Source organism: Yinghuangia seranimata, from assembly GCF_029953285.1.
In the GTDB taxonomy this organism is placed as follows: domain Bacteria; phylum Actinomycetota; class Actinomycetes; order Streptomycetales; family Streptomycetaceae; genus Yinghuangia; species Yinghuangia seranimata.
Map to the genome: position 1 here is coordinate 65098 of NZ_JASAOI010000030.1, position 25036 is coordinate 90133.

General features: G+C 74.4%; 18 protein-coding genes and 1 other RNA gene. 9 read left to right on the forward strand and 10 right to left on the reverse strand.

Features of this window, described 5'->3' with window-relative positions; genetic code table 11:
- The first annotated feature begins 102 nt into the window (after nucleotides 1-102).
- The 3 genes from QI554_RS20745 (at nucleotide 103) to QI554_RS20755 (ending at nucleotide 3526) form a co-directional block, all read left to right on the forward strand.
- Nucleotides 103-1182 carry a Zn-dependent alcohol dehydrogenase gene (locus QI554_RS20745; protein ID WP_281471649.1) on the forward strand — a complete coding sequence of 360 codons (1080 nt, stop codon included), beginning with the start codon at nucleotides 103-105 and terminating at the stop codon, nucleotides 1180-1182.
- Nucleotides 1183-1280: 98 nt separating this feature from the next.
- Nucleotides 1281-2204 (forward strand): 3-oxoacyl-ACP reductase, encoded by a 924-nt coding sequence (locus QI554_RS20750; protein WP_281471650.1) that lies wholly within the window; start codon nucleotides 1281-1283, stop codon nucleotides 2202-2204.
- A 155-nt stretch (nucleotides 2205-2359) separates the two neighbouring features.
- The gene (locus QI554_RS20755; RefSeq protein ID WP_281471651.1) at nucleotides 2360-3526 is read left to right on the forward strand and encodes an Rv3169 family protein; all 1167 of its coding nucleotides are present in this window, start codon (nucleotides 2360-2362) and stop codon (nucleotides 3524-3526) included.
- A gap of 72 nt (nucleotides 3527-3598) precedes the next feature.
- Here the strand turns inward: QI554_RS20755 and QI554_RS20760 are convergent, their stop codons facing one another.
- The 8 genes from QI554_RS20760 to QI554_RS20795 all read right to left on the reverse strand — a co-directional run bounded on the left by QI554_RS20760 (nucleotide 3599) and on the right by QI554_RS20795 (nucleotide 18160).
- The gene (locus QI554_RS20760) at nucleotides 3599-4891 is read right to left on the reverse strand and encodes a PASTA domain-containing protein (RefSeq protein WP_281471652.1); all 1293 of its coding nucleotides are present in this window, start codon (nucleotides 4889-4891) and stop codon (nucleotides 3599-3601) included.
- Between the two features lie 221 nt (nucleotides 4892-5112).
- The gene (locus tag QI554_RS20765; protein ID WP_281471653.1) at nucleotides 5113-7041 is read right to left on the reverse strand and encodes an ABC transporter ATP-binding protein; all 1929 of its coding nucleotides are present in this window, start codon (nucleotides 7039-7041) and stop codon (nucleotides 5113-5115) included.
- A 349-nt stretch (nucleotides 7042-7390) separates the two neighbouring features.
- Nucleotides 7391-9091 carry an ABC transporter ATP-binding protein gene (locus QI554_RS20770; RefSeq protein WP_281471654.1) on the reverse strand — a complete coding sequence of 567 codons (1701 nt, stop codon included), beginning with the start codon at nucleotides 9089-9091 and terminating at the stop codon, nucleotides 7391-7393.
- Nucleotides 9092-9197: 106 nt separating this feature from the next.
- The gene (locus tag QI554_RS20775) at nucleotides 9198-9347 is read right to left on the reverse strand and encodes a VenA family class IV lanthipeptide (RefSeq protein WP_281471655.1); all 150 of its coding nucleotides are present in this window, start codon (nucleotides 9345-9347) and stop codon (nucleotides 9198-9200) included.
- Nucleotides 9348-9461: 114 nt separating this feature from the next.
- On the reverse strand, nucleotides 9462-11378 hold the full coding sequence (locus tag QI554_RS20780) for an alpha/beta hydrolase family protein (RefSeq protein WP_281471656.1): 1917 nt from the start codon (nucleotides 11376-11378) through the stop codon (nucleotides 9462-9464).
- Nucleotides 11375-15277 (reverse strand): class IV lanthionine synthetase LanL, encoded by a 3903-nt coding sequence (gene lanL / locus QI554_RS20785; RefSeq protein ID WP_281471657.1) that lies wholly within the window; start codon nucleotides 15275-15277, stop codon nucleotides 11375-11377. The genes QI554_RS20780 and lanL overlap by 4 nt, the downstream gene beginning before the upstream one ends.
- 387 nt (nucleotides 15278-15664) lie before the next feature.
- Nucleotides 15665-16429, reverse strand: coding sequence for an SDR family NAD(P)-dependent oxidoreductase (locus QI554_RS20790; RefSeq protein WP_281471658.1), 765 nt, complete (start codon nucleotides 16427-16429; stop codon nucleotides 15665-15667).
- Between the two features lie 555 nt (nucleotides 16430-16984).
- Nucleotides 16985-18160, reverse strand: a complete 1176-nt coding sequence (locus QI554_RS20795; RefSeq protein ID WP_281471659.1) for a PASTA domain-containing protein — start codon at nucleotides 18158-18160, stop codon at nucleotides 16985-16987.
- Nucleotides 18161-18504: 344 nt separating this feature from the next.
- Between QI554_RS20795 and QI554_RS20800 the strand changes: the two genes are divergently transcribed.
- The 3 genes from QI554_RS20800 (at nucleotide 18505) to QI554_RS20810 (ending at nucleotide 21388) form a co-directional block, all read left to right on the forward strand.
- Nucleotides 18505-19332, forward strand: coding sequence for a Nif3-like dinuclear metal center hexameric protein (locus QI554_RS20800; RefSeq protein WP_281471660.1), 828 nt, complete (start codon nucleotides 18505-18507; stop codon nucleotides 19330-19332).
- Nucleotides 19333-19484: 152 nt separating this feature from the next.
- Nucleotides 19485-20228 carry a zinc ribbon domain-containing protein gene (locus tag QI554_RS20805; RefSeq protein ID WP_281471685.1) on the forward strand — a complete coding sequence of 248 codons (744 nt, stop codon included), beginning with the start codon at nucleotides 19485-19487 and terminating at the stop codon, nucleotides 20226-20228.
- Complete coding sequence (locus QI554_RS20810) at nucleotides 20225-21388, forward strand: bifunctional RNase H/acid phosphatase (protein WP_281471661.1); 1164 nt, start codon at nucleotides 20225-20227, stop codon at nucleotides 21386-21388. The genes QI554_RS20805 and QI554_RS20810 overlap by 4 nt, the downstream gene beginning before the upstream one ends.
- A 51-nt stretch (nucleotides 21389-21439) precedes the next feature.
- Here the strand turns inward: QI554_RS20810 and yaaA are convergent, their stop codons facing one another.
- On the reverse strand, nucleotides 21440-22240 hold the full coding sequence (gene yaaA, locus QI554_RS20815) for a peroxide stress protein YaaA (protein ID WP_281471662.1): 801 nt from the start codon (nucleotides 22238-22240) through the stop codon (nucleotides 21440-21442).
- Between the two features lie 150 nt (nucleotides 22241-22390).
- On the opposite strand from yaaA, the gene QI554_RS20820 reads away from it, so the two are divergent.
- Together QI554_RS20820 and rnpB are read left to right on the forward strand one after the other, a co-directional pair.
- The gene (locus tag QI554_RS20820) at nucleotides 22391-23821 is read left to right on the forward strand and encodes an RNB domain-containing ribonuclease (protein ID WP_281471663.1); all 1431 of its coding nucleotides are present in this window, start codon (nucleotides 22391-22393) and stop codon (nucleotides 23819-23821) included.
- A gap of 24 nt (nucleotides 23822-23845) precedes the next feature.
- Nucleotides 23846-24247: RNase P RNA component class A (gene rnpB / locus QI554_RS20825), an RNA gene on the forward strand.
- A 33-nt stretch (nucleotides 24248-24280) separates the two neighbouring features.
- Here rnpB and QI554_RS20830 read toward each other — a convergent pair.
- On the reverse strand, nucleotides 24281-24574 hold the full coding sequence (locus QI554_RS20830; RefSeq protein ID WP_281471664.1) for an ArsR/SmtB family transcription factor: 294 nt from the start codon (nucleotides 24572-24574) through the stop codon (nucleotides 24281-24283).
- A gap of 87 nt (nucleotides 24575-24661) precedes the next feature.
- Between QI554_RS20830 and QI554_RS20835 the strand changes: the two genes are divergently transcribed.
- The gene (locus QI554_RS20835) at nucleotides 24662-25033 is read left to right on the forward strand and encodes a VOC family protein (protein ID WP_281471665.1); all 372 of its coding nucleotides are present in this window, start codon (nucleotides 24662-24664) and stop codon (nucleotides 25031-25033) included.
- Nucleotides 25034-25036 lie beyond the last annotated feature (3 nt).

Genomic DNA, 25036 nt, shown 5'->3' on the forward strand with positions numbered 1-25036 from the left:
AAGAACGCGTTATATTTTCGCGGCGTCGACGACCACACCTCCGACCGGGCCCGGCCAGGGCGCCGGCGACCTCAAGGGCACGGCTAGGACGAGGAGCAGCTCATGCGCGCAGCCATCCTGCACGAGACCGGACAGGACAAGCTGGAGGTCCGTGACGACGTCGAGGCCGTGGGCATGGGCCCCGGCCGCGTGCGGGTCAAGCTGCACGTCACCGGCGTGTGCCACTCCGACCTGTCGGCGATGACCGGCGTCCTGCCGCAGCCCGCCCCGTTCGTGCCAGGCCACGAGGGTGCCGGCGAGGTCGTCGAGGTCGGCGACGGGGTCACCTCCGTCGCGGTCGGCGACAAGGTCGTCATCTGCTGGGCCCCGCCGTGCGGCGTCTGCAACTACTGCACCGGCGGCCAGTCCAACCTGTGCCTGAGCGGCTTCATGAACGCCGGCACCCAGAACTTCACCTACGGCGGCACCCCCGCGTTCGGCTTCACCGGCACCGGCACGTTCGCCGAAGAGGTCGTCGTCGCCGCCCCGTGCGCCATCAAGGTGCCCGACGACGTGCCCTACGAGGTCGCCTCGCTGATCGGCTGCGGCGTCACCACCGGCGTCGGCGCGGTCTTCAACAGCGCCAGGATCGAGCCGGGCGCCTCCACCGCGGTCATCGGCGCGGGCGGCGTCGGGATCGCCGTCATCCAGGCCCTGCGCGCCGCGGGCGCCGCCGACATCGTCGCGATAGACCCGGCCACCAGCAAGCACGAGTGGGCCAAGAAGTTCGGCGCCACGCACGCCATCACGCCGGACGAGGCGCAGGCCGCCAAGAACGACCTCACCGCCGGCCAGGGCTTCGACTACGTCTTCGAGGTCGTCGGCAAGTCCTTCACCGCGCGCAGCGCCTACGAGCTCACCCGCCGCGGCGGCAACACCGTCATCGTCGGCGCCGGCGCCATGGACGACAACGTCCAGTTCAACATGTTCGAGCTCTTCTTCGACCAGAAGCAGATCATCGGCAGCATCTACGGCGGCGGCGACATCGTGCGCGAGTACAACCGCATCATCCGCATGTGGCGCGCCGGCCGCCTCGACCTCGAGGCGATGATCACCCACCGCCTCGACCTCGCCGACATCAACGACGCGTTCGACCTGATGAAGAGCGGCGAGTCGATCCGCACCATCGTCACCCTCGCCTGACCCGAGGCCGATCCACCCGGGCCCGCCGCCCCACCGCCCCGAGGCGGCCGCGGCGGGCCCGCCACCGGCGGCCCGCGACCACCCCTGGAGACCAGCACATGACCACGTCCCTTGCCGGCAAGGTAGCCGTCATCACCGGTGCGGGCGGCGGCCTCGGCCGCGCCGAGGCCCTCGAACTGGCCAAGCAGGGCGCGAAGGTCGTCGTCAACGACTTCGCCCCCGAAGGCGCCCCGAACCCGGCCCAGGCCGTGGTCGACGAGATCGTCGCCGGCGGCGGCGAGGCGATCGCGCACCGCGGCGACATCTCGAAGTTCGAGGTCGGCGGCGAGCTGATCCAGCTGGCGATCGACACCTACGGCTCGATCGACATCCTGGTCAACAACGCGGGCGTGCTGCGCGACCGCATGCTGTTCTCCATGACCGAGGCCGAGTGGGACATCGTCCTGTCGGTGCACGCCAAGGGCACCTTTAACACCTCGCACCACGCCGCCAAGTACTGGCGCGACAAGTCCAAGGCCGAGGGCGGCCCGGTTTACGCCCGCATCGTCAACACCGCCTCCGAGGCGTTCCTCGCCGGCTCGCCCGGCCAGCCGAACTACGCCGCCGCCAAGTCGGCGATCGTCGGCCTGACGATGAGCACCGCGAACGGCTGCCACCGCTACGGCGTCCGCGCCAACGCCATCGCGCCGCGCGCCCTCACCAACATGACCAGCAACGTCTTCAACGCCAAGGACGGCCTCGCCGACGGCGAGCTCGACCCGCTGGCCCCCGAGCACGTCTCCCCGCTGGTCGCGTTCCTCGCCAGCCCGGCCGCCGACAACATCTCCGGCCAGGTCTTCGTCGTGCACGGCGGCTTCGTCGCGGTCGTCGAGCGCCCGACCCTGCAGGCCAAGTTCGACTCCAAGCAGGAGACCTTCACCCCCGAGGAGCTCGAGCAGGTCCTGGTGCCGCACTACGCGGACAAGAAGCTCAACCAGGGCTACTCGGCCACCGACCTGCTGTTCCTCAAGCGCGAGCGCTGATCCGCCGCGAAGGCGCGCCCCGCGGGATCCGCCCGGGGCGCGCCTTCCCCCTCGACTTCCGGGTGACACGTGTCACCCTCGCCGGACCCGTGTCCGGCAGCCACCATCAGATGGCGCACCCACCCGCAAGGGACTCGACAGAAAGGGGCCGCGCAGTGCTGACGCCCGCGGACGACTTCCCGATCCACCAGACGCCCGAGCCCGTCGCGAACCCCGCGACCTCGGACCGCAACGCGTACGACCGCTACTGGTTCAACGGGTACGACCGCGACGGCGCCTTCTACTTCGCGTTCGCCCACGGCCTCTACCCGAACCGCTTCGTCGCCGACGCCCACTTCACCGTCACCGTCGACGGCGTCCAGCACAGCCTGCACGCCTCGCGCCGGGCCTCGCTCGACCGGTTCGACCTCGGCGTCGGCCCGCTGCGCGTCGAGGTCGTCGAGCCCCTCAAGGTGCTGCGCCTCATCGGCGAGGCCAACGACACCGGGATCGCGTTCGACCTCACCTTCACCGCGCGCGCCGCGGTCATCGAGGAGCCGCGCGTCACCACGCGCAACGGCCACCACGTGATCATGGACGCCACCCGGCTCACCCAGCTCGGCGCGTGGTCCGGCACCATCACCGTGCCCGGCGGCCGCGTCATCGAGGTCGACGCCGCCACCACGCCCGGCACCCGCGACCGCTCGTGGGGCATCCGCCCCGTCGGCGAGCGCGACGCCGGCGCGCCCAAGCCGTTCAACCCGCTGATGTGGCTGTGGGCGCCGCTCCACTGGGACGACGAGGTCACCCTGTGGGGCTCGTTCGAGCGCGCCGACGGCGACATGTACCAGAAGGACGGGCACCGCGTCGCCGCCCAGCCGCTCGGCACCGCGCCGGACGCCTCCGCCGTCGCCGTGCCCACGGACGGCGCCGAGGCCACCGGCTACCAGGAGCTGCACCCCGTGCGGCACGAGCTGACGTTCAAGCCCGGCACGCGGCTGGTCTCCGGCGGCACCATGCACCTCGTCGACGGCGAGGGCAAGGAGTTCGCGTACCGCATCGAGCCCACCGGAACCCGCGGCTACCTGGCCGGACTCGGCTACCTGCACAGCACGTGGGGCCACGGCGTCTGGCAGGGCGAGCTCAAGGTCGAGGCCGAGAGCTGGGTGATCGACGAGGTCGACCCGCTCGCGTTCGACCGGCAGCACTGCCAGCAGGTCATCCGCGTCACCGAGATCGGCGGCGAGGGACGCACCGGCGTGGGCGTGCTGGAGCAGATCATCTTCGGCCCGCACCAGCGCTACGGCTTCAAGGAGATCCTGGACGGGCACCCGGGGGAGTAAGTTCGCAGCCCCGCATGACGAGGCGGGCGCGGCACGGGAGTTCCCGCGCCGCGCCCGCGTCTCCCCCCTGGCCTACTTGATCAGCGGCTTCTGGCAGACCGTGACGGTGACGCTCGAGCCGTACGGCTTGGACTTGTTCGGCCCGGGGTCGGTGCTCAGCACGGTGCCGAGCGCGCACGACTGACCCTCGCCTCGCGGGTAGTCGGTCGCCCTGGCCGTGGTGAACCCGTTCTTCCGGATCGCCGCGACGGCGTCCGCCTCGGACTTGCCGATCACGTCCGGGACGTTCGCGCGGCCGTCGGACAGCTTCACGAAGACCTGGCTGCCGCGCTGCACCTTCGTGCCGCCCTTCGGCACGGTGCTCAGCACGGTGTTCTCCGCCGGGCCGGTGTTCTCCACCCACTCGCCGTCGGCGGTGAGACCGAGCTCCTTGAGCTTCTTGTCCGCCTCGTCGGTGGTCTTCCCGGTGAGGTCGGGGAGCGTGACGAAGTCGGTGCCGGAGCCGTTCCCCCCGCTCTTGCCGCCGATTCCGTTGCTGTTTCCGTTGCTGTTTCCGTTTCCGTTTCCGCTGACGGAGCCCTTGGCGCCGCCGTTGCCGGAGCCCGGTGTCGTGATCGGGGCGGTGACGGGCGTGTCCGGGCCGGGGCCGAAGCCGCCGCTGTCGGCGAACCCGCCGCCGGACGTGACCGATCGGCCGGGGCCGGACGCGGTAGAACCGCCGTCGTCGTCCTTGTTCGCGGCGAGCGCGACCACCGCGGCGCCCACCACGATCAGCGCGACCACCACGGCACCCACCAGCATCGGCAGGGAACGGCCGCGGGCCGCACCGGTGTTGCCCTGCTGCCGGTCGAAATGCAGCCGTCCCGGAACGTCCACGGCGAAGGCCGCGCACGCCGCGCCCCGACCGCCCGTCGTCGACACGACCCGCAGCGCGACGCCGAACCGGTCGCTCTGCGCCTCGTGCGCTTCGCCGAGCACGTCCGCGCCCGGGATGCCGAAGCGGGACGCGATGTCCAGGCCCTGGCCGACCCGGTCGGCGGGCAGGGTGTAGCGGATCTCGACGACCTGGGTGCGGCCCGGCGGCAGCGGAACGGTCAGCGGCGCGGCGTCGAACTCCAGGCGCCCCTCGACTCGTTCGACGGGCTCGACGCGGTACGTGTCCGGGTAGGCGCCCGTGTTGCGGACGTGCATGCGGACCGTGACGGCGTGCCCGGCCTGTCCGCGCTGCCGGGCCGGTTCGATCCACGCCTGGACGCCGCCGCCGTCCACCCGCAGGTCGGTGCCGCAGCACTCACCGGGGCAGTAGACGCCGAGCCGCTCGCGGCCGTCGGTCCGGGCACCGCACAGGCGGCAGAACAGCCTCATCGTGGATCCCCCTTCCGGTGGTGCCGTGCATTCCGGGCTCACCCGAAACGGCACCGGACGCACAGGACGTCCGGGGAGACGGAGGCCGCCCGCACCCGGTTCCCCTCGAACGGGTGAATCCGGCGAACGTGAGGGAACCCCCTTACCTGCCCATCCGTTTGGATGTGTAGGAGGGGGAATTCAGAGGGACTCGGCGAGACTCGGCGGGACCCAGCGAGATGTCAGTGGGGCTTCGCCGCGGCATCGGCAGCCGTGGCGACGTGACCGGTTCCGGTCGCGGGCGCCTCCCGTGCCGGCGACTCCTCGGCCTGCGCCGCCGAGGTGATCGTCCGGCGCGCCACCGGGCGCGGATCCACCGACCAGTGCCCGATGAGGTCCGCGTACAGCGCGGAACGCGCGAGCAGTTCGTCGTGCGTGCCGACGGTCGGCAGATGGCCGTCCATGAGCAGTATCTGGTCCGCGCGCCGTGCCGAGTCCATGCGGTGTGCGATCACGATCAGCGCACCGGGCCGCGCGGCGAACGCGGTCTCGGCCAGCGCTTCGGTGGCCGGGTCGAGGTGGCACGTCGCCTCGTCCAGGACGACCACGCGCGCGGGGGAGACGAACGTGCGTGCCAAGGCGAGCAGTTGCCGCTCCCCTGCGGACAGCGCGCCCGGGTCGGTGATCTCCGCCGCGTAGCCGCCGAGCCGCGTCACCAGGTCGCGGCAGCCGACCAGCCGCACCGCGCGGTCCAGCTCCAGGTCGGTGGCGGCGGGCTGCAGGTAGGCCAGGTTCTCGCGGACCGTCCCCGCGAACACGTAGGCCTCCTGCGGCACCACGGCGATCTCGCGGCGCAGCCGGGCCTCGTCCAGGCCCGCGATCGGCGCGCCGCGCAGCAGGATCGTGCCGTGCTGCGGCGTGAGCAGCCCGGCCAGCAGCGCCGCGAGCGTCGACTTGCCGATGCCGCTCGGGCCGACGATCGCCAGGTGCCCGCGCTCCGGGAGCGCGAAGTCCAGGTTCTGGACGACCGGCGCGGCGTACGGGCCGTACGCGAAGGTGACCTCGCGCGCCGACAGCGCGGCCGGTCGCACAGGGCGCTCGGCCGCGGCGGCCGGGATCGGCAGCGGAACGGGGTCCGGCGCCGGCGCCTCGCCGACCTCGGCGAGCCGGCCCGCCACGACGCCGAGTTCGAGGATCCAGTCCCCGACGGTGGCGGTCAGCGCGCGCAGCGCCGGGGCGAGCTCCTTGACCAGGTAGAGCGTCGCGCCCGCGACCTCGCCGGGCGTGAGCGCGCCCGTGCGCACCAGATGCGGCGCGGCCACCAGCAGCAGCACCAGCGGGAGCTGGCCGCCCACGCCCACGACCAGCAGCCGCACCGCCGACGCCCGGGCCAGGGCGCGCGTCGCGCGCGCCTGCGCCTCGATGGCGGCCGCGAGTTCGCCCGTCACCCGGTCCTGCGCGCCCAGCGCCACGACATCGCGCAGGCCGGCCACGAGCCGGCCGGACTCGGCGGCGATCCGCTCGTCCGCGACCACCAGGTCGCGGCGCCGCCGGGCCAACGGGCCCAGCAGCCGCACGAACAGCCATGCCGCCGGCACCAGCGGGGCGAGGACGAGCGGCAGCACGACCGGCGCGAGGACCGCGAGGCCGATCAGCGCGGCCACGACGGTGACCACCAGCTGGCGCAGCGTCCGCAGCAGCGAGGCGGTCAGGTTGCGGCAGCTCTCGACCTGCTCGGTCAACCGGGCCACGGCCGCCGTGGGATCGGCCTTCCCCGGCCGCCGCCCGGCCACCGCCGCGTCCAGCGCTCCGGACACCACCCGCCGCACCAGCGCGTCCCGGAGCGGCTCCACGACCGCGGCCAGGTGCGGGAACATCGCGTACGTCGCCACGACCCGGATCAGCATGGCGAGGCCGAGCACGCCGAGGAGCGCGAACCCGACGGAGTTCCGCCCGGCGAGGAAGCCCTGGTCCAGCGCGGCCGCCACGAGCGCGCCCGACAGCAGAGCGGGCGCGCCCTCCAGCGCCGACCAGCCCAGGACGCGCAGCAGCGCGGCCTTACGGGGCCGCAGTTCGCCGACGATGAGGTCCCGCCCGGCCCGGATCCCGCCGGGGTCGGCGGCGGAGTGCCGTGCGGTCCGCGACGCACGGCGGCGGCCGAAGGGCTTCATCGGCGGGTCCGGTCGGCCGCGGGACGGGCGTGCGACCGCGATCGCGCGCGCGGCACGCGGCTGACGACGCGGCCTCGGGCCGCTCGCGCCAGGTGGGGCTCTGCGGCACGGACGTCGGCCGGACCGACGGCTTCCGCCTGGTCGGGAGTGCGTGCGACCGGTGCCGCGCCACACCTGGCGACGCGGCCTCGGGCCGCTCGCGCCGGCTGGGGCTCTGCGGCGCGGACGTCGGCCGGACCGACGGCTTCCGCCTGGTCGGGAGTGCGTGCGACCGGTGCCGCGCCACACCTCGCCGAAGACCGCGCCGCCCCCTCGGCGGCCCGCTCGGCCGTCTCGTCCCTCACTCCGCTCACGCTGCATCCCCTGCGAAATCCCCCGCGAACACCGCGCGGTAGTCCGGGTCCACCCACAGCTCCTCGTGCGTGCCGACCGCGCGTAGCCGGCCGTCGTCCAGCCACGCGACCCGGTCGGCCTGTGCGGCGGCGGTCGCCCGGTGCGCGACGACGATGCGGGTCCGGCCGGCCAGGCGGCGCCGGAAGGCGTCCATCACCTGGTGCTCCGTCACCATGTCCAGGCCCGATGTCGCGTCGTCCAGCACCAGCACGCGCGCGTCCTGGACGACGGCGCGCGCCAGGCCGAGGCGCTGCACCTCGCCGCCCGACAGGCCCAGGCCCGCGACCGGGGTGGCGTAGCCGTCCGGCAGCCGCAGTACGAACGTGTCGGCCTGGGCGATCGCCGCCGCGCGGCCGACCTCGCCCGCGTCCGCGCCCGGGCGGCCGTAGCCGAGCGCGTCGCGGATGTCCGTGCCGAACAGCGCCGGATCCGGGAACGCGTAGGCCACCGCGCGGCGCAACTCGCCGCGTGCGAAAGCGGACACCGGCAGGCCGTCGATCCGCACCTCGCCCTCGTCCGGGTCGTGCAACCGTCCCGGCAGCGCGGCCAGCAGCGACTTGCCGGACCCGGTCGCGCCGACCAGGGCCAGGCAACTGCCGGCGGGGACGGTCAGGTCCACGTCCGTCAGCAGCGGCCGGTCGCCCGACCGCACGGTGACCTTGTGGAACGTCAACTCGCCGCGCCCCGGCGGCAGTATCCGCCTGGTCCCGTGCGGGGCGGCGGGGACGGCCAGCAGTTCGTCCGTACGCCGTCGCCCCGCACGGGCGTGCGCCACACCGACCAGGCTCTCCAGCTGCTCGAGGAACCCGAGGCCCAGTGCGGCATATCCCGCGGCTGCCACCAGCCCGCCGGGAGGGATCCGCCCCTCCGACAGACCCCAACCGGCGACCGACAGCACCGCGAGCTCCACCACCGGCGCAAGCAACAGGACCTGGGCGACGGCGCGTCGTTGCGCGCGCCACAGTCCGTGGCCGACGGCGGAGAGTTCGGTGAGGGGCCACAGCACGCGCTGCTGTTCGCGCTCGCGCGTGCCGCAGGCCCGAATGGTGCGGACGCCCCCGAGGGCGTCCGCGAGTCGAGCGGCGATCCGGCCCTGGACCTCCTGGTACCGCTCGAACAGGTGTGTCGCGTGCGCCATGAACGCACGCACGACCGCCAGCCCCGGCAGAAGCCCGGCGAGGAACGCCACCGCCAGCCACGGGTCCAGCAGCCCGAGCGCGACGACGCCGCCGAGCGACGTCGCGAGCGCGCCGAGCGTGCCCACCAGGGCCGGCACCATGCGTGCCGCGTCCGGTGCCGCGCCGACCAGCCGGCCGGTCACGTCGCCGGCGGGGTGCGGGTTGCGGCCTCCGGTGCCGAGGTCCACCACGTGGTCGGCCACCTGGCGGCGCAGCCGCGCGGTCAGCGCGGCGGTCACCGACGGGCCGGCCACCTCGCCCAGCAGCCCGGCCGCGAGGCCGAGCACGAGCACGCCGCCGAGCGGCAGCAGGGCGGTGCCCGCCCCGCCGCCGCCCAGCACCGTGTCCACCGCGCCCGACGCCGCCGCGGGAAGCAGCAGCGCGGCCGCGGACGCCGCAGGAACCGACAGCAGCAGCGCGGCCGTTGCCGCCGGAGCGCACCGCCATGCGGTCCGGAAACCGGTCCCGGTCTCGGCCACGTGCGGTCCTCCTGGCAGGGATCGTGAGGTGCTGACAGAATCGGTGGGCATCCGCTCCTGATTCCGGCAGGAGCGGATGCCCGAACGAGGTGGCGCTACCTGCTGGTTAGCAGCCCATCGTGAAGATCAGGCAGGTGATGACCAGGCAGGTGAACTGGCAGCCGCCACCGCCACCGCCGTGGCCGCCGCCCAGCTCGACCGACTCGGTCTCCGGCAGGCGCTGCAGGGCCGCGAGGTCCGTCTCCAGGTTCTGCATGGTGTGTCCTTTCGTGTCACGGGCCGCCCCCCAACGGGTTTGCCCGTTCCCGTAACCGCGCCGACGTAGTTCGGCGCGGGCCTTGCGGTGGTGCGATGGGGCCGGGCTGTTCGCTCACACCTCGTACGACCTCAGGAACGCGGTCAGTCGGGTGTACAGCTCCGGAGCCCCGTCCCCGGCGAAGACCTCATGGCCCTGGCCGGGAAGCTCCAGATATCGGAAGTCGCCGCCCTCGGCGCGGCCGAGCTGCAGCAGCCGGTGGCGCAACGTGCGGGACTGGCCCACCGGGATCACGTCGTCCCGGTCGCCGTGCACGACCAGCAACGGCGCGCGCAGCCCCTCGCACAGGCGCAGCACGTCGCGCGGGCCCAGCGCGTCGTCCAACTCGACGTCGCCGCCGAGCCGCGTCATCAGCGCCCGCACCGGCAGCGACGCCTCGGCGATCAGCCGCGGCCCCGACAGGAACGGCGCCACGGCCAGCACACCCGACCACGCGTCGGGCTCCGTGCAGGCCGCCAGCAGCGCCAGGTACGCGCCGTAGCTCGTGCCGAACAGCGACGGCAACGGCAGCCCCGCCGCGACGCGTTCGCCGCCGAGCGTGCGGGCGATCGCCGCGATGTCCTCCAGGTCCGGGCCGCCCCACGCGCCGTGCAGGCACGACGCGTACGACTCGCCGTACCCGATGCTGCCGCGCTGGTTCGGCGCGACGACGGCGATGCCGTGTGCCGCCAGATGCTGCAGCACCGGCGAGAACTCGAACCGCCACGCCGCCGCCGGGCCGCCGTGCAGCGCCAGGACGACGTGCTCCGCGGTACGCCAGTCCAGGCCGCCGTACACGACCGACTCGACCGGGCCGACCTCGCCGACCAGCAGTTCCAGATGCGCGGGGTGCCACACCGGCGCGGCGTCTCCGTCGGGCTCGGCCTGCGCGGTCGCTTCCGACTGCTCGGCGTCGGCGGTGAAGCCTGCGAACCCCGCCGAGGCGACGCGGGCCTGCGGCACGCCCCCGTTGTTGCCGGCCAGCTGCCAGCGGCCCGGCCGGTCCGGCAGCACCGTCGCCAGTGCACCCGGCCGGTCCGGTGTCGAGAACGGGATGTGCAGCCCGGTCGACGTCCAGCGGCCGACCCCGCCCAGGCAGCCCTCGGGGACCGCGACGTCCAGCAGCGTGCCGTCCTCGGGGCCCCACACCGCGAGCCTCGACGTCGCGCCGCGGTCCAACTGCAGCGCCACACGCGCCCCGTCGGGTGCGATCGCGACCGGCCGCACCGTGGTGTTCGGCAGGTGCACCATCTCCGGGAACCGGACCCGCTCCGGCGACTCGCCGCGGTCCTCCGGCAGCCGGATCCAGCCCAGCCGTTCGTGCCCCGGCGCGTCGCTGGAGATCACCAGCAGGCCGCTCACCGGATCGCACAGCTGCAGCCGGTCGTTGCTGTCCTCCGCCAGTTCGAGCAGCGGGCTGAGCACGCCCTCGGACAGGTCGAGCACGGCGCTCTTGACCCGACCGCCGCGGACCGCGTCCAACGCCAGCCGCCGCGCTTCGGTGTCCAGCCACACGCCGCCGCCGAACATGCCCGGCAGTTCAGCGAACGTCTCCAGCGGGCCGCCGCCGATCGGCACACGCCACACCGTCGTCGTCGGCGTCGTATCCGTCCCGAGCGCCAGCGCGAGGCCGTCCGCACCCGGATAGGGCAGCAGCCGCAGGCCGGGGCTGCGCACACTCGCGACCACCTGCTCGCCGTCCGCGTCAGGACCGCCGACCAGCACCAGGTCGTGCCGCCCGCCAGGCTCGTGGCGGCACAGCAGCACGCTGCCGTCGGAGAGCGCGAGCAACTGCGTGTGCAGGTGCTCGGCACGCCCACCGTTCGGCCGCTCCGGGACCGGTGCCGCACCAGACGCTCCGGGAACCAGCGGCCACGACTCGACGTGCCAAGTGCCGTCGCCCACCGTCGCCAGACACGCGGCGTGCCCGCCGTCGAGCGAGAACGAGTAACTGACCCGACGCAGGGGCGGCGCGGCAAGTGTCGTGCTCATGCGGCGTGCCCCCCTTCGGCGGACCCGGACACCACAGCGGAAACGCCGGGCGCCGCGAGGGCATCAGTAGAGGAGGAGTGGTCGGCGTCGCGCGCCGACGCCACAACGCCGGGTGCTGCGAGGGCATCAGCGGGGGAGGAAGAGTGGTCGGCGCCGCGCGCCGACGCCACGCCCCCGAGGGCGCCCGCGGCACGTGTACCGTCCGCACGGCCCTCCACGGCCGGCGTGGCGTTCGCCTCGTCGCCACCGGCAGCCCGCTCGGCCGCCGGGGCCGCGCCGCGCGTGGAGGGTACGCCTGCGGCACACGTATCGTGCCCGCGGCCATCCACGCCTGCCGCTGTGTTCGTCGCGCCGCCCGCGGCCTGCTCGGCCACCCGGGCCGTGTCCAAGGACGCACACACATCGACGCTCGATGCAGCCTGAACCGCGGTCGACGGGGGCGCTGACCCATCCGCAATCGGCGTACCGGTGTTGGTGGCCGTCGTCTCGTCGCGGCCGCATCCCGCGCCCGGCGCGTCGAACCCGTCCGCATCGGATCCCGGCCCAGCGGTCACGCCGCCGTCCGCGATCACCGCGCGGTCAGCCGGTTCCGCAGCCGCCGCAGCACCCGCGCCCGAAGTCGACTCCACCGCCTGCACTTGCGCGCCCGCCGAGCCGCACGTCCTCACGCTGCCGCGCGATGTCGCCTGAGCCGCCGTGGAAGCGGGCGTTGACCCGTTCGCAATCGGCGTACCGGTGTTGGTGGCCGTCGTCTCGTCGCGGCCGCATCCCGCGCTCGGCGCGTCGTCCGCAACGGATCCCGGTCCAGCGGTCACGCCGCCGTCCGCGATCACCGCGCGGTCAGCCGGTTCCGCCACCCCTGCAGCACCCGCGCCGGAATTCGACTCCGTCGTCTGTGCGTTCGTGCCCGTCGATCCGCCTGCCCTCACGCTCGCCAGGTGTTCGTCCCGGGCGGGCTCGTCCGCCGAGACCGCCGCGGCGCCGTCAGGGTCGATCCACAGCCGCGGTCCGCCGTGCCGCAGGCGCAGCAGGAACGCCAGCACACCGGCCAGGCCCGTGCCGTACGACGCGGACACACCGACCGTCGTCTCGTCGCACGGGACCAGGCGGCCGTCGACCAACGCGCTGCGGGCCGCGATCAGTTCGGCGCACTCCTCGGCGTGGCCGCGGAACGTCGCGTCCGCGCCCGGGTCGTCCAGGTCGGCGAGGTCGAGCAGGAACTCGCCGTTGCCGGCCAGGCCGTGGCAGGCCGTCGTGCCGCAGTGCCAGCGGGCCCGTCGGACCGCGGTGGCGGCCTGTTCGGCGAGGTCGCGCAGGTGCGGGTCGCCGGTCGTGTGCCACAGGCGGATCAGGAACGTCCCCGCGCCGGAGGCGCCACTGCACCAGTGGGCGAGGCGTACGCCCGGCGGGTCCGTCGGACCCTGGGCCCACCAGGCCGCGCCGTCGTCGGCCCGTACGGTGCGCGACAGCGTCCGTCCGGCAGCCAACGCCGCGTCCAGGTAGGCGCCGCGACCGGTGGCCTTGCCCGCGGCGAGCAGGAACGCGCCGATGCCGGCGACGCCGTGCGCGTACCCGAGGTGCGCGGCTCCGGCCAGGCGTGAGTCGAAGTCCTTCGGGACCTGCCACAGCACCAGGTCGCCGTGCTCGCGGGCGGCCGACAGCAGGCCGTCGGCGCACGCCACGACGCGCTGCCGGAACCGGTCGTCGCCGGTGGCGTCCCACAGCCGCAGCTGGGTGAACCCGGCCCCGGCGGCGCCGTGGCACACGTCAGGGTTGGGCCACCGCACCGGCACCTTCAGCGCCATCTCGGCGGCGTGATGCGCGAGTTCGCGGTCGTCGAGCAGCTCCGCGGCCTCGAGCAGCGCCCATGCGGTGCCGGAGCGGCCGAAGTGCAGTCCGGGCAGGACCACCGGCTCGTGCGCGGCGCGTTTCCGCAGCCAGTCTGCGGCGATCCGTGCCGTCCCGGTCAGGGTGCCCCGCAGCGCGGGGGAGAGGGTGGGCGTGTGCGCGGCGCGGGCCAGCACGCCGAGGACGCCCGCGGCGCCGTACTGCACGCCGCACGGGTCCATCGCCGCGCCGCCTGCGGTCGCCTGCCAGAGCCGGTCGCGGCGTTCGGGCGTAGCTGTCGCGGCGAGGTGTTCGAGGCCGTCGGCCAGGACGCGGTCGACGAGCGCCGCGCCGACGCGTTCGCCGTCAGGTCGGGTTTCGGCCCCCGGCCACGCATGCGGCCGCGCGCCGTCCCGGACCCGGCCGGGCGCCGGAACGGGGTTGCCCCCGCGGCGTTCGACCGCGTCGAGGTGCGCGCGCACCCGGGCGAGGTCCCAACGCAGCTGCGGTTCGTCGCGCAGCAGGCCGCGGATCGCCGGGGCGAGCAGGCGCGCGGTGCGGCCGTGCCGGGCCGCCAGGTCGAGCCAGCCGCCGAGGCGGTCGACGGTGGAACGGGGCGCGTGCCCGGTCTGCTGGACGTCGTCGGGCAGGCCCGGGTCGACGCCGGTGGCGAGGAGGAAGAGCAGTCCGCCGAGGCTGTACAGGTCGGCCTCGGGTGAGACGGGGTGCAAACCGTGGCCGCGCCCGCGTGAACCGGAGGGGGCGCGCTGCTCGGGGGCGCGGTATCCCGGCGTTCCCGCGGCTCCTGCCAAACCGCCTGCCTCGGCGGCGAGTTCGAGGTCGACGAGACGCAGGCTGCCGTCCGGCGTCACCATGACGTTCGTGGGCGACAGGTCGCGGATGACCAGCCCCGCGCGGTGCATTCCGGCGACCACCCGGACGAGTTCGGCGACGATCCCGCCGGCCAGCTGCCACGGGACGTCGGGCGAACCGCCGGGGTCGCGCGGGTCGGTGCCGGCGTGCTGCATGACCCACGCGCGCAGTGCCGTTCCGGATATCCGCTCCTGCGCGAGGAAGAGCGTGCCCTCCTGCTCGACGAGCGCAATGTGCCTCGGCGTCAGACCCGTGTCGGCCAGACGCTCCAGCAGCGCGGACTCGTGGCGCAGCGCGGCACGGGCGTCCCGTCCGGAGTGGTCGACCTCGACGTGCGCGCGGGCCTGCTTGACGACGACGTCGGCACCGGTGATCCGATCCGTACCGACGAACACGCCGCCCTTCGCGGAGTGCCGGATCGCCGCCGTCACCGCGAACCGTCCCGCGACCAGCACCCCGCTGGGACCGGACGAACCCTGGGCGACATGCCGCGCCGCCAGCGGATCGGGCGCCCACGCGGGCGGCGCGAACCACGCCTCGCGCGAGTCCTCGACCTCCGAGCCGTCGGGCGCGGTCAGTGTCGGCCGGTAGGCGCCGTCGTTGCCCAGGCGCGAGCGATGGGTGAACCCGCCGTACCGGTAGTGCACGACGCTGCCGGGGCGGCACGCGCGGTCCGACATGACACCCGGGCCGACCATGCCGCGGGTCGCCAGGTCGAGCGCGTCGACCAGCTCGACGAACTCGACGTCGTCCGCCGGATAGACGGTGATGAACTTTCCCGACGAACTCCGCTCGGCCTCACGCGAGTTGAGCAGCCGCAGCAGCTCGATATCGGCGGGGCACTTGAACGGCACACCACGCGGTACGAGCACGTCGCACACCCGGTCGAGCACGGTCATCGCGCTCGCCGACGCCGCGCTCACGTGGATCTTCCAGCCCTGCGCGGGCAGCACGCGGCCGACGGGGGTGACGGTGCACCACAGGTCGTCGACGCGCACGTCCCAGTCGAGGCCGCCCTCCACCGCGGCGGAGTCCGCCGCCGTCTCGGCCACATCGTGGGACGGGGTTTCGGAGGATTCCCGGGCGCCGGCCTGGTGCCGGTCGAGCGCCGCTCGGACGCGCTCGACCAGGGTTCCCCCCGGCAGGTCGTGGACGGCGCCGTGCGCGGCGCGGTGCCCACGAACTCGTGTTGCGGCCAACCCTGATACCCCCCTCGCGTCCGGTGCGGCGGACCCATGAGCCGTCCGTCGCGACCGGCGCCCGGAAACCTGCCGCCGGGCCCGGCCCCATTGCCGCGCCCGACGTGGAACTGCCCCGCCACACCCCGGTGTTGCGAGGCCTCGGCGAGAACGAGAACGACCGTACGTTTCGTGTTCGGGAGGGCTCAACGAGTTACCGCTGGGTTCACCCGCATGGGTGAAGTAACCGCGAATCGGGAGGTCCTGCGCAGGGTGAGGCGGTACGCGCCTCAAGTGCCGAGGTCAGCCCCGTAACGCCCTGCTTCGCCACGGGCCGCGCCACACAATGCGTCACCGCGGCCCACGGGACGGCCACCGTCACAGCGGCGGCCGTCCCGTCCAGGCGGGCTACTTCGGCTGGAAGCGGATGCCGCCGTCCAGCCGGATCACCTCGGCGTTGATGTAGCTGTTCGTCAGCAGCTCGTGCGCGAGGGCGGCGAACTCCTCGGGCAGGCCCATGCGCTTCGGGAACAGCACGGCCGCGCCCAGGGTGTCCTTGACGGACTGCGGCGCGAGGTCGAACAGGGCGGTGTCCATCGTGCCGGGGGCGATCGTGTTGACGCGCACACCGATCGCCGACAGGTCGCGCGCCACCGGCAGGGTCATCCCGGCCACTGCGGCCTTCGACGCGCCGTACGCGGCCTGGCCGATCTGGCCGTCGAACGCGGCGACCGACGCCGTGCAGACGATCGCGCCGCGCTCGTTGTCGGCCTGCGGCTCGTTCTTCGCCATGGCGGCGGCGGCGATGCGCACCGCGTTGAACGTGCCGATCAGGTTCAGCTTGACGATGAACTCGAACGGCGCGAGCGGGTGGGGCGTACCGTCGCGCCCGACGGTGCGGGCCGCGTAACCGGTCCCGGCACACGCGACGAGCGCCCGCAGCGGAGCGGCGCCGACCGCGGCGTCGACGGCGGCCTGCACCTGCGCCTCGTCGGTCACGTCGGTCGCGACGAAGATCCCGCCGATCTCGGCGGCCACCTTGGCGCCGCGCTCCTCGTTCTTGTCGGCGACGACCACGATCGTCCCCCCGGCCGCGAGCCGCCGCGCGGCCGCCTCACCGAGCCCGGACGCCCCGCCGGTGACGACGGCCGAGGCTGCTGCGAGATCGAGCATGAATGGGACCTCCCTGACGGAGACTGCTTGACTCAGACAAGCTGATACGACGTCAGGGAGCATCGCACGGATGACCCCACCGAGGGATCGCCCCACGATGTGGCGCTGATCGCATCGAAGAGGGGACGAGGAGGACACCCTGCCGCCCGATGCCCGTGCCGCGCGACGACGGCGCGGATTGCGCACCGTCGCCTGCTCGTCGACGCGTGCCGCCTCCGCCGGGCGCTGCGCGCGCCGAACCGACGCCACCCGCCTGCGGGGCGCCGTCCGCACGGTGCGAGCATTCGCGCCCCGCGGCCAGACCGGCGAGGCATGCGTGCCGTGCCGGCGGCCCTGTCGGCGCTGAGAGCACCGGCCGCACGCCGCCTGTGGGCGGGACACCCTTTCGCGCGTCGCGAGCGCTTCTCTGCCAGCCGCGGTTCAACACGGAGACTCGTCCCGCCCGTTGCTGAGGCCTGCCCACGCTTCGCGCGGCGGGCGGGAGCTACGCGTCTGCGGGGCGTCGTCCTCGCGCGGCCCCGCGCGTCGCGGGTCGGTCGCCGGACGGTGCCGCGCTCAGCCCAAAGGCGAGATCGTGATCGGCGACTTCGGGCCCATCGTGATGGTGACCGTCGTGCCTTCCTGCGCCATGGTTCCGCCGCCGGGCTTCTGGCCCACGACGATGCATGCCTCGCCGCCGCCGCAGCGTCCGTTGTTCACCTTCACGTCGAAGCCGTGGCCGGTGAGCGTGCCCACCGCGTCGCTCTGGTTCTTGCCGATCACGCTCGGGATCGGCTTGAGTCCGGAGGAGGAACTCGACGGCGACGTGCCGGGTGCGCTCGTCTGGGGCTTGGTCGGCGGGTTGGGGCCCGGCTCCGTGGACGGGCCCGGTTCCGGGTCCTGGCGGGTGGGGGAGGCGCTGGTCTTCGTCGGGCTGGCGCTTCGGGTCCTCGTGGGGGACTGCGTCGGGGCTTCGGTCAGCAGGGTCGGGACCTCCGCCGGCGGGGCCACGACGTCGCCGGGGGAGGCCGGGGCCGTGGAGGTGGCCGCGGCGCGTTTGGTCGGGTCCTTCTTTCCGCCGCCCGTGCCGGCCGCGGCCATGCCCACTATCAGCGCCACCACGAGGGCGACCGCGGCCACCGCGCCGCCCGCGGCGAGCCAGGTGCGGCGGTTCCGGCCGCCCGCGCCCGTGCCGCCGGCGCCGTCGTGGAGCGGGTCGTACGAGGGGAGTTCCGCCGCGTAGACGGTGAGCAGCGCCCCCGCGGCCGCGCGCCGGTCCCTCGTCGAGACGATGCGGAGCGGTACCTCGAGCGTGTCCCCGGGGCCGTCGGCCGCGTCGAGGGCGTGGCCCGCGGCGTCCGCGCCCGGGACGCCGAACAGTCCGCCGACGCCCGCCAGGCGGCCCGCCGGGTCCCAGTCCTGCGGCACCGCGTACCGGACCGTCCACGTGGTCGTGCCGCCCGGCGCGACGTCGCCGGCCTTGCCGTGCCGTTCGACGGTGACCCGGTCGCCGACGTCGCGGCGCAGTTCGAGGACGTAGCGGTCGGGGATCCGTCCGGCGTTCCGGACCGTCAGGGTGGCCTCGACGGTCTCGCCGGCGTGCGCCGCGGCGTCGGGCGGCTCGCAGGTGACCTGGACGAGGAGGCCGGTCCGCGCCTCGCGCTGTCCGGCGAGGTCGGATCCGCACTCCGGGCCCGCGCAGTACTGCACGGCGTCCTCGTTGTCGGTGCCGCAGATTATGCAGTGCAGCATCTCTGTGCCCGCCCCCTGTCGGTTCGCGGCGGACGGGTCGCGGGTGGAGTCCCCACCGTCCCCGTGACCCGGCGGGCCGGTTGGCTCGGCCCTGTCGCGTCGCCGGTAATACCGGATCGTCCGGGTGGTTGGGGCCGTTTGAACGGACCAGCGCTCGAACTGTGATGCGAATCTCGCAGGGCTCAGGCGCTTTTCGCCGGGTTGGCGCCGGTTGCTCCCCGCCGGGCCCGCCGTCGCGCGCCGAGCGCCCCTGTCGGAGCGCGGTCCCGAGCGCTTCCGCGCCCGTCCGCGCGGGCTCGGCCGCTCGTCCGGCCGTCCGCGCGGATCACGGTAATCTCAACCCCGTGCCCAAGCTCTCCGACGTCCTCGCCACCCTGCACCGCTTGTACGACCCGACCTGGGCCGAGTCGTGGGACGCGGTCGGGCTGGTCTGCGGGGACCCGGACGCCGAGGTCCGCAAGGTCGCGTTCGCCGTCGACCCCGTGCAGTCGGTCGCCGACGAGGCCCTCGCGTGGGGCGCCGACCTGCTGGTCACCCACCACCCCTTGTTCCTGCGCGGCGTGCACTCGGTGGCCGCGACCGGCTTCAAGGGCCGCCTCGTGCACAGCCTGATCAAGGGCGACTGCGCGCTCGCCGTCGCGCACACGAACGCCGACTCCGCCGACCCGGGCGTCTCCGACGCGCTCGCCGCCGCGCTCGGCCTCACGGTCACGGGCCCGCTCGACCCGAGCGCCGCCGACCCCGACGGCTGCCGCGGCATCGGCCGCATCGGGACGCTCGCCGAGCCCGAGACGCTCGCCGCGTTCGCCGCGCGCACCGCCAAGGCGCTGCCCGCCACCGCCGCCGGCATCCGGGTCGCCGGCGACCCGGAGCGCCTCGTCCGTACCGTCGCGGTGTGCGGCGGCGCGGGCGACAGCCTGTTCGAGGCGGCCCGGCGCGCGGGGGTCGACGCGTACGTCACCGCGGACCTGCGCCACCACCCCGCGTCCGAGGCGCTGGAGGCCGGCAGCCCCGCGCTCGTCGACGCCGCGCACTGGGCGACCGAGTGGCCGTGGCTCGACCAGGCCGCGCGAGAACTGACGTCCGCGTTGGCGGCGTCCGGGGCTACGGTGGAGACGTACGTCTCACGCCTGGCCACCGACCCGTGGTCGTTCCACGTGCCCAGCCCCTGACCGACGCGGCCCCGAGCCGTCCGGCCCCCCGGCCGCCCGGTCGGCCCCGCACCCGGCCCGCCTCCGCGGCGCCACCCCGACATGACAGGGCGTCAGCAACCGGCGCCGTCCAGCCCGTACCGCCCCGCAGCACCCGTGTGAAGGAGAAACCGCTGAACGCCGCGCCCGCCGACCAGCTCCGCCTGCTCGACCTGCAGGCCCTCGACTCGCGCCTGGACCGGCTCGCCCACCGGCGCCGCACGCTGCCCGAGCACGAGGAGATCGACCGCCTCGGCAGCCGCCTCACCACGCTGCGCGACCTCGTCGTCGCCGCCGAGACCGAGGACAGCGACGCGGCGCGCGAGCAGACCAAGGCCGAGCAGGACGTCGACCAGGTCCGCACCCGCGCCGAGCGCGACCAGCAGCGGCTCGACTCGGGGCACATCAGCAACCCGAAGGAGCTGGAGAACCTCCAGCACGAGATCGTCTCGCTCGGCAAGCGCCAGGCCGACCTCGAAGAGGTCGTGCTCGAGGTGATGGAGCGCCGCGAGGAGATCCAGGGCCGGCTCGCCGGTCTCGTCGAGGAGCGCGACGCCGCGCAGGCCGAGCGCGACGCCGCCGCCGGGCGCCGCGACGCCGCCATCGCCGAGATCGACCAGGACAGCGCCGGCGACGCCAAGCAGCGCGACGTCGTGGCCGCCGCGATCCCCGCCGACCTGCTCAAGTTGTACGAGAAGATCCGCGAGCAGGCGCACGGCGTCGCCGCGGCCGCCCTGTACCAGCGCCGCTGCGAAGGCTGCCGTCTCGAGCTCGGCATCACCGACCTCAACGCGATCCGTGCCGCGGCCGCCGACGCGATCGTGCGCTGCGACAACTGCCGCCGCATCCTGGTGCGCACCGCCGAGTCGGGCCTTTGAGCACCCGCCGGTTCATCGTCGAGGCCGACGGCGGCTCCCGGGGCAACCCGGGCCCGGCCGCCTTCGGCGCCTTGGTGCGTGACGCCGAGAGCGGCGAAGTGCTGTGGGAGCGCGGCGAGTCCATCGGCGTCGCGACCAACAACGTGGCCGAGTACCGCGGTGTGCTCGCGGGCCTGAGCGCGGTCCGCGACCTCGACCCCGACGCGCGGGTCGAGGTGCGCGCCGACTCCAAGCTCGTCGTCGAGCAGATGTCGGGGCGCTGGAAGATCAAGCACGCCGACATGCAGGACCTCGCCGCCCAGGTGCGCGCGGTCTTCCCGGCGGGCCGCGTCACCTACACGTGGGTGCCGCGCGAGAAGAACAAGTACGCGGACCGGCTCGCCAACGAGGCCATGGACGCCGCGGCGCAGGGCCGCCAGTGGGAGCCGAAGCAGTCCGCCGCGGCGACCTCCGCGGCCGCCGCCGCCGAGTCGCCCGAGGACATAGCCGACGCCAAGTCCGTCCCGCCGCCCGCCGGCTGGGGCCCCGACCTGGGCACCCCCACCACGCTGGTGCTGCTGCGCCACGGCGAGACCGCGCTCACCCCGCAGAAGCGGTTCTCCGGCTCCGGCGGCGGCACCGACCCCGAACTGTCGGAGCACGGACTCTGGCAGGCCGAACGCGCCGCGGAGTTCCTCGCGTCCCGCGGCACCGTGCAGGCCGTGATCAGCTCGCCCCTGACCCGCTGCCGCCAGACCGCCGACGCGGCCGCCCGCCGCCTCGGCCTCCAGGTGCGCGTCGAAGAGGGCTTCCGGGAAACCGACTTCGGCGCGTGGGAGGGCCTGACCTTCGGCGAGGTCCGGGACCGCTGGCCGGACGAGCTCGCCGCCTGGCTCGACTCGCCCGACGCCGCCCCGCCCGGCGGCGAGAGCTTCACCGAGGTCACCCGCCGCGTCGCGGTCGCCCGCGACAAGGTCCTGGCCCGCCACCCCGCCAAGACGGTCCTGGTCGTCACCCACGTGACGCCGATCAAGACCCTGGTGCGGCTCGCGCTGGACGCCCCGGCGCAGTCGATGTTCCGGATGGAGCTGTCGGCGGCCGCCATCACGTCGATCAACTGGTGGGCGGACGGGAACGCGTCGCTGCGCGTGTTCAACGAGACCTCGCACCTGCGCCCCTGACACACACGCGGGCGGGGGAGCGGGGCCAGGCGGTCCCGCTCCCTCCGCCGGTCAGATCTCGCTGACCACCACGTCCAGCCCCCACGGCGCGTTGCGCTTCGCCGGCGCGTTCGTCTCCACCGTCCAGCCCGCCTCGCGCAGCACCTCCGCGAGCTCCTGCGGCGTGGCCGGCTCCGCGCCCGACTCCAGCAGGCCGCGGGTCAGCCGGCCCTTGGTCGCCTTGTTGAAGTGGCTGACCACGGAACGCTTCACGACCCCGTCGACCTCGCGCTCGTGCAGGACCCGGACCGTCGCCGTGCGCGCCGCGACCGCGCCGACCGGGCGCCACGCGGCGCCGTAGGCCGACGAGCGCAGGTCCAGCACCAGCCCGTCGCCCGCGAGTTCCGGCAGTTCGGCGTCCAGCGCCTCGCGCCACAGGGCGGGGAGCGCGCCGAGGCCCGGCAGGCGCACGCCCATCGACAGGCGGTACGGCGGGATCCGGTCCGTCGGCCGCAGCGCGCCCCACAGCCCCGAGAACACCAGCAGGCTCCGGTCGGCCCGCTCGCCCGCGGCCTTGTCGAGGGTGTGCAGCCCGAGCGAGTCGTAGAGCACCCCCGTGTACAGCTCGGCGACCGGCAGTGTGGGGGACTCGCGCAGCTCCAGGTTCCGCAGCACCTCGCCGCGCAGCTTCGGGCCGAGGCCGAGGACTTCGAGGGCCTTGACCTCGTCGCCCTCGCACAGGGTGACGAGCGAGTCGATGACCCGCTCGCGTACGGCGTTGAGCCCGGGAAGCGACAGCCCCGGCAGGTCGAGGACGGGCCCGGAATCTCCGGATGAGGCCTTGCCCTCCGAGGGCGGAAGCAGGACGAGCACGGACGGAACTCCCGGGAAGGCGCGGTGACAAGGGCACGCGACCGCCAGGGGGCGAGGGTGGCGACCGCGCGCCTAGCCTATGACGCGCCCGGCCGTCCAAAGACCGGCAAAAGCCGTCATTCGCCGGTCAATCACCCTAAGCTCGGCGGCGTGCCCCGACGCCACATGCACCTGCGGGTCGCCGACGGCGCCCGGCTCCGCGCCGGATTCGCCGCGCTGCGCGCCGATCTGCGCCTGCCCGACGGGTTTCCGCGCGAGGTCCTCGCCGAAGCCGCCGGCGCCGCCGCGGCCGGGCCGCGGTTCACCGGGCACGACGCGACCGACCTGCCGTTCGTCACCATCGACCCGGCCGACTCGACGGACCTGGACCAGGCGATGCACCTGGCACGCCACGGCTCCGGCTACCGCGTGCACTACGCGATCGCGGACGTCGCCGCCTGGGTGGCCCCGGACGGGGCGATCGACGCCGAGGCCATGCGCCGCGTCGAGACCCTCTATCTCCCCGACGGCCGGATCCCGCTGCACCCGGCCGAGCTGTCCGAGGCCGCCGCGAGCCTGCTGCCGGGGCAGGACCGGCCCGCGCTGCTGTGGACCCTCGACCTGGACGCCCACGGCGAGCTGGTCGGCACCGACGTGCGGCGCGCGGTCGTCCGCAGCCGCCGCCGCTTCGACTACACCGAGGTCCAGCGCGCGCTCGACGCCGGCACCGCCGAGGAACCCCTCGCGCTGCTGCGCGAGATCGGCCTGCTGCGCGAGGAGATCGAGCGCGACCGGGGCGGCGTCAGCCTGCCGATCCCGGAACAGGAGATCGTCCAGACCGGCGACACCTGGGCGCTGGCCTTCCGCGCGCCCATCGCCGCCGAAGGCTGGAACGCACAGATCTCCCTGCTCACCGGCATGGCCGCGGCCGACCTGATGACATACGCGGGCGTCGGCGTCCTGCGCACCCTGCCGGACGCGCCCACGACCGCCCTCGCGCAGATGCGCCGCGTCGCCAAGGCGCTGGACGTCGACTGGCCGGACGGCGCCACCTACGGCGAGGTCATCCACGCGCTCGACCCGGCGCTCCCGCACCACGCCGCGTTCCTGCAGGAGGCCACGGGCCTGCTGCGCGGCGCCGGCTATACGGCGTTCGACGGAGGCGTTCCCGAACTCGCCACCCACGCGGCCGTCGCCGACGAGTACGCGCACGTCACCGCCCCGCTGCGGCGGCTGGTCGACCGCTTCGCCGGCGAGGTCTGCGTGAGCGTGGTCGCGGGCGACGACGTCCCCGCGTGGGTGCTCGGCCGGCTGCCCGAGCTGCCCAAGGCGATGGAGTCCGGCGACCGCAAGGCGCACGAGGTCGAACGCGAGGCGGTCGACCTGGTCGAGGCCGCGGTGCTCGAGCCGCACGTCGGCGAGGAGTTCGACGCCGTCGTGGTGGACCTGAACGACCGCGGCGACGCCGGCACCGTCCAGCTGCGCACCCCGGCGGTACGCGCCAAGTTCACCGGCACCGGCCTCAAACTGGGCTCCGCGGTGCGGGTCCGCCTCACCGAGGCCGACCTCGCCGAGCGCCGCGTGCGGTTCGCGCCGGCCTGACCGATACGCTTGACCCACGGCGGAAGAGCCGGCCGGGCGGCCGCGTCGGGTCCCTTCGGGGGCTCGCCGAGGAACGTCCGGGCTCCACAGGGCATGGTGGTGGGTAACACCCACCTGGGGCGACCCACGGGACAGTGCCACAGAAAGCAGACCGCCAGGCGTCCTCGGACACCTGGTAAGGGTGAAACGGTGGTGTAAGAGACCACCAGCGCCCGAGGTGACTCGGGCGGCTCGGTAAACCCCACCTGGAGCAAGGTCAAAAGGGCGCCTTCGGGCGCCTGCGCAGGCGTTCGAGGGCGGCCCGCCCGAGCCTGCGGGTAGACCGCTAGAGGCCGGCGGCAACGTCGGCCGTAGATGGATGGCCGCCTCCGTGCGGGCCGCAAGGCCCCCGCGAGACAGAACCCGGCGTACAGGCCGACTCTTCCGCCGCCGCCCGGCCCCTGTTGGGGGACCGGGCGTTCACGCGTCCGGGCCCAGGACTGCGGCGAGCAGGCCTGGGAACGCCGTGTCCAGGGCGGTGCGGCGCAGGGTCATGTAGCGGGCCTTGCCGTCGGCGCGGGTGTCGGTGAGGCCGGCCTCGCGCAGGATGCGCCAGTGGTTGGACAGGGTCGAGCGGGGGACGTCGAGGCCGTCGGGGCTGCACGCGCTCTCCCGGCCGCCGGCCATGCCGCGGACCAGGGCGAGGCGGACGGGGTCGCCCAAGGCGTGCAGGACGGCCGCCATGTCCAGGTCCCTGTCGTCGTGCCGTGCCACCGGTCCTCCTCGCGTATCCGTGCCCAGGGGACGTAGTATGCCGCTCGCTTCGTTGTTTCGGGAATATCGAAATGATCAGGAGGGGCCATGTCCGTGCTCGCCACTCTCGCCCGCGTCTATGTCGACGACCTCGACACCGCGCTGCCGACCTTCCTCCAACTCACCGGCGAGGAGCCGAGGCTGCGGTTCGCCTACCGCGACCTCGAGCTCGCGAGCGTCGGCGGTTACCTGCTCCTCGCCGGCACCGACGAGGCGCTCGCGCCGTACCGCGGCACGCACGCCACGACGCTGGTCGACGACCTCGACGCCGTGCTCCGGCTCGCCCGGGACCAGGACGCGGACATCCTCGACGGCCCCAACGACGTCCCCACCGGCCGCAACCTCACCGTGCGGCACCCGGGCGGCGCCACCATCGAGTACGTCGAGTTCGACGCCGCCGCCCGGGCCACGCTGGGCTGAGGC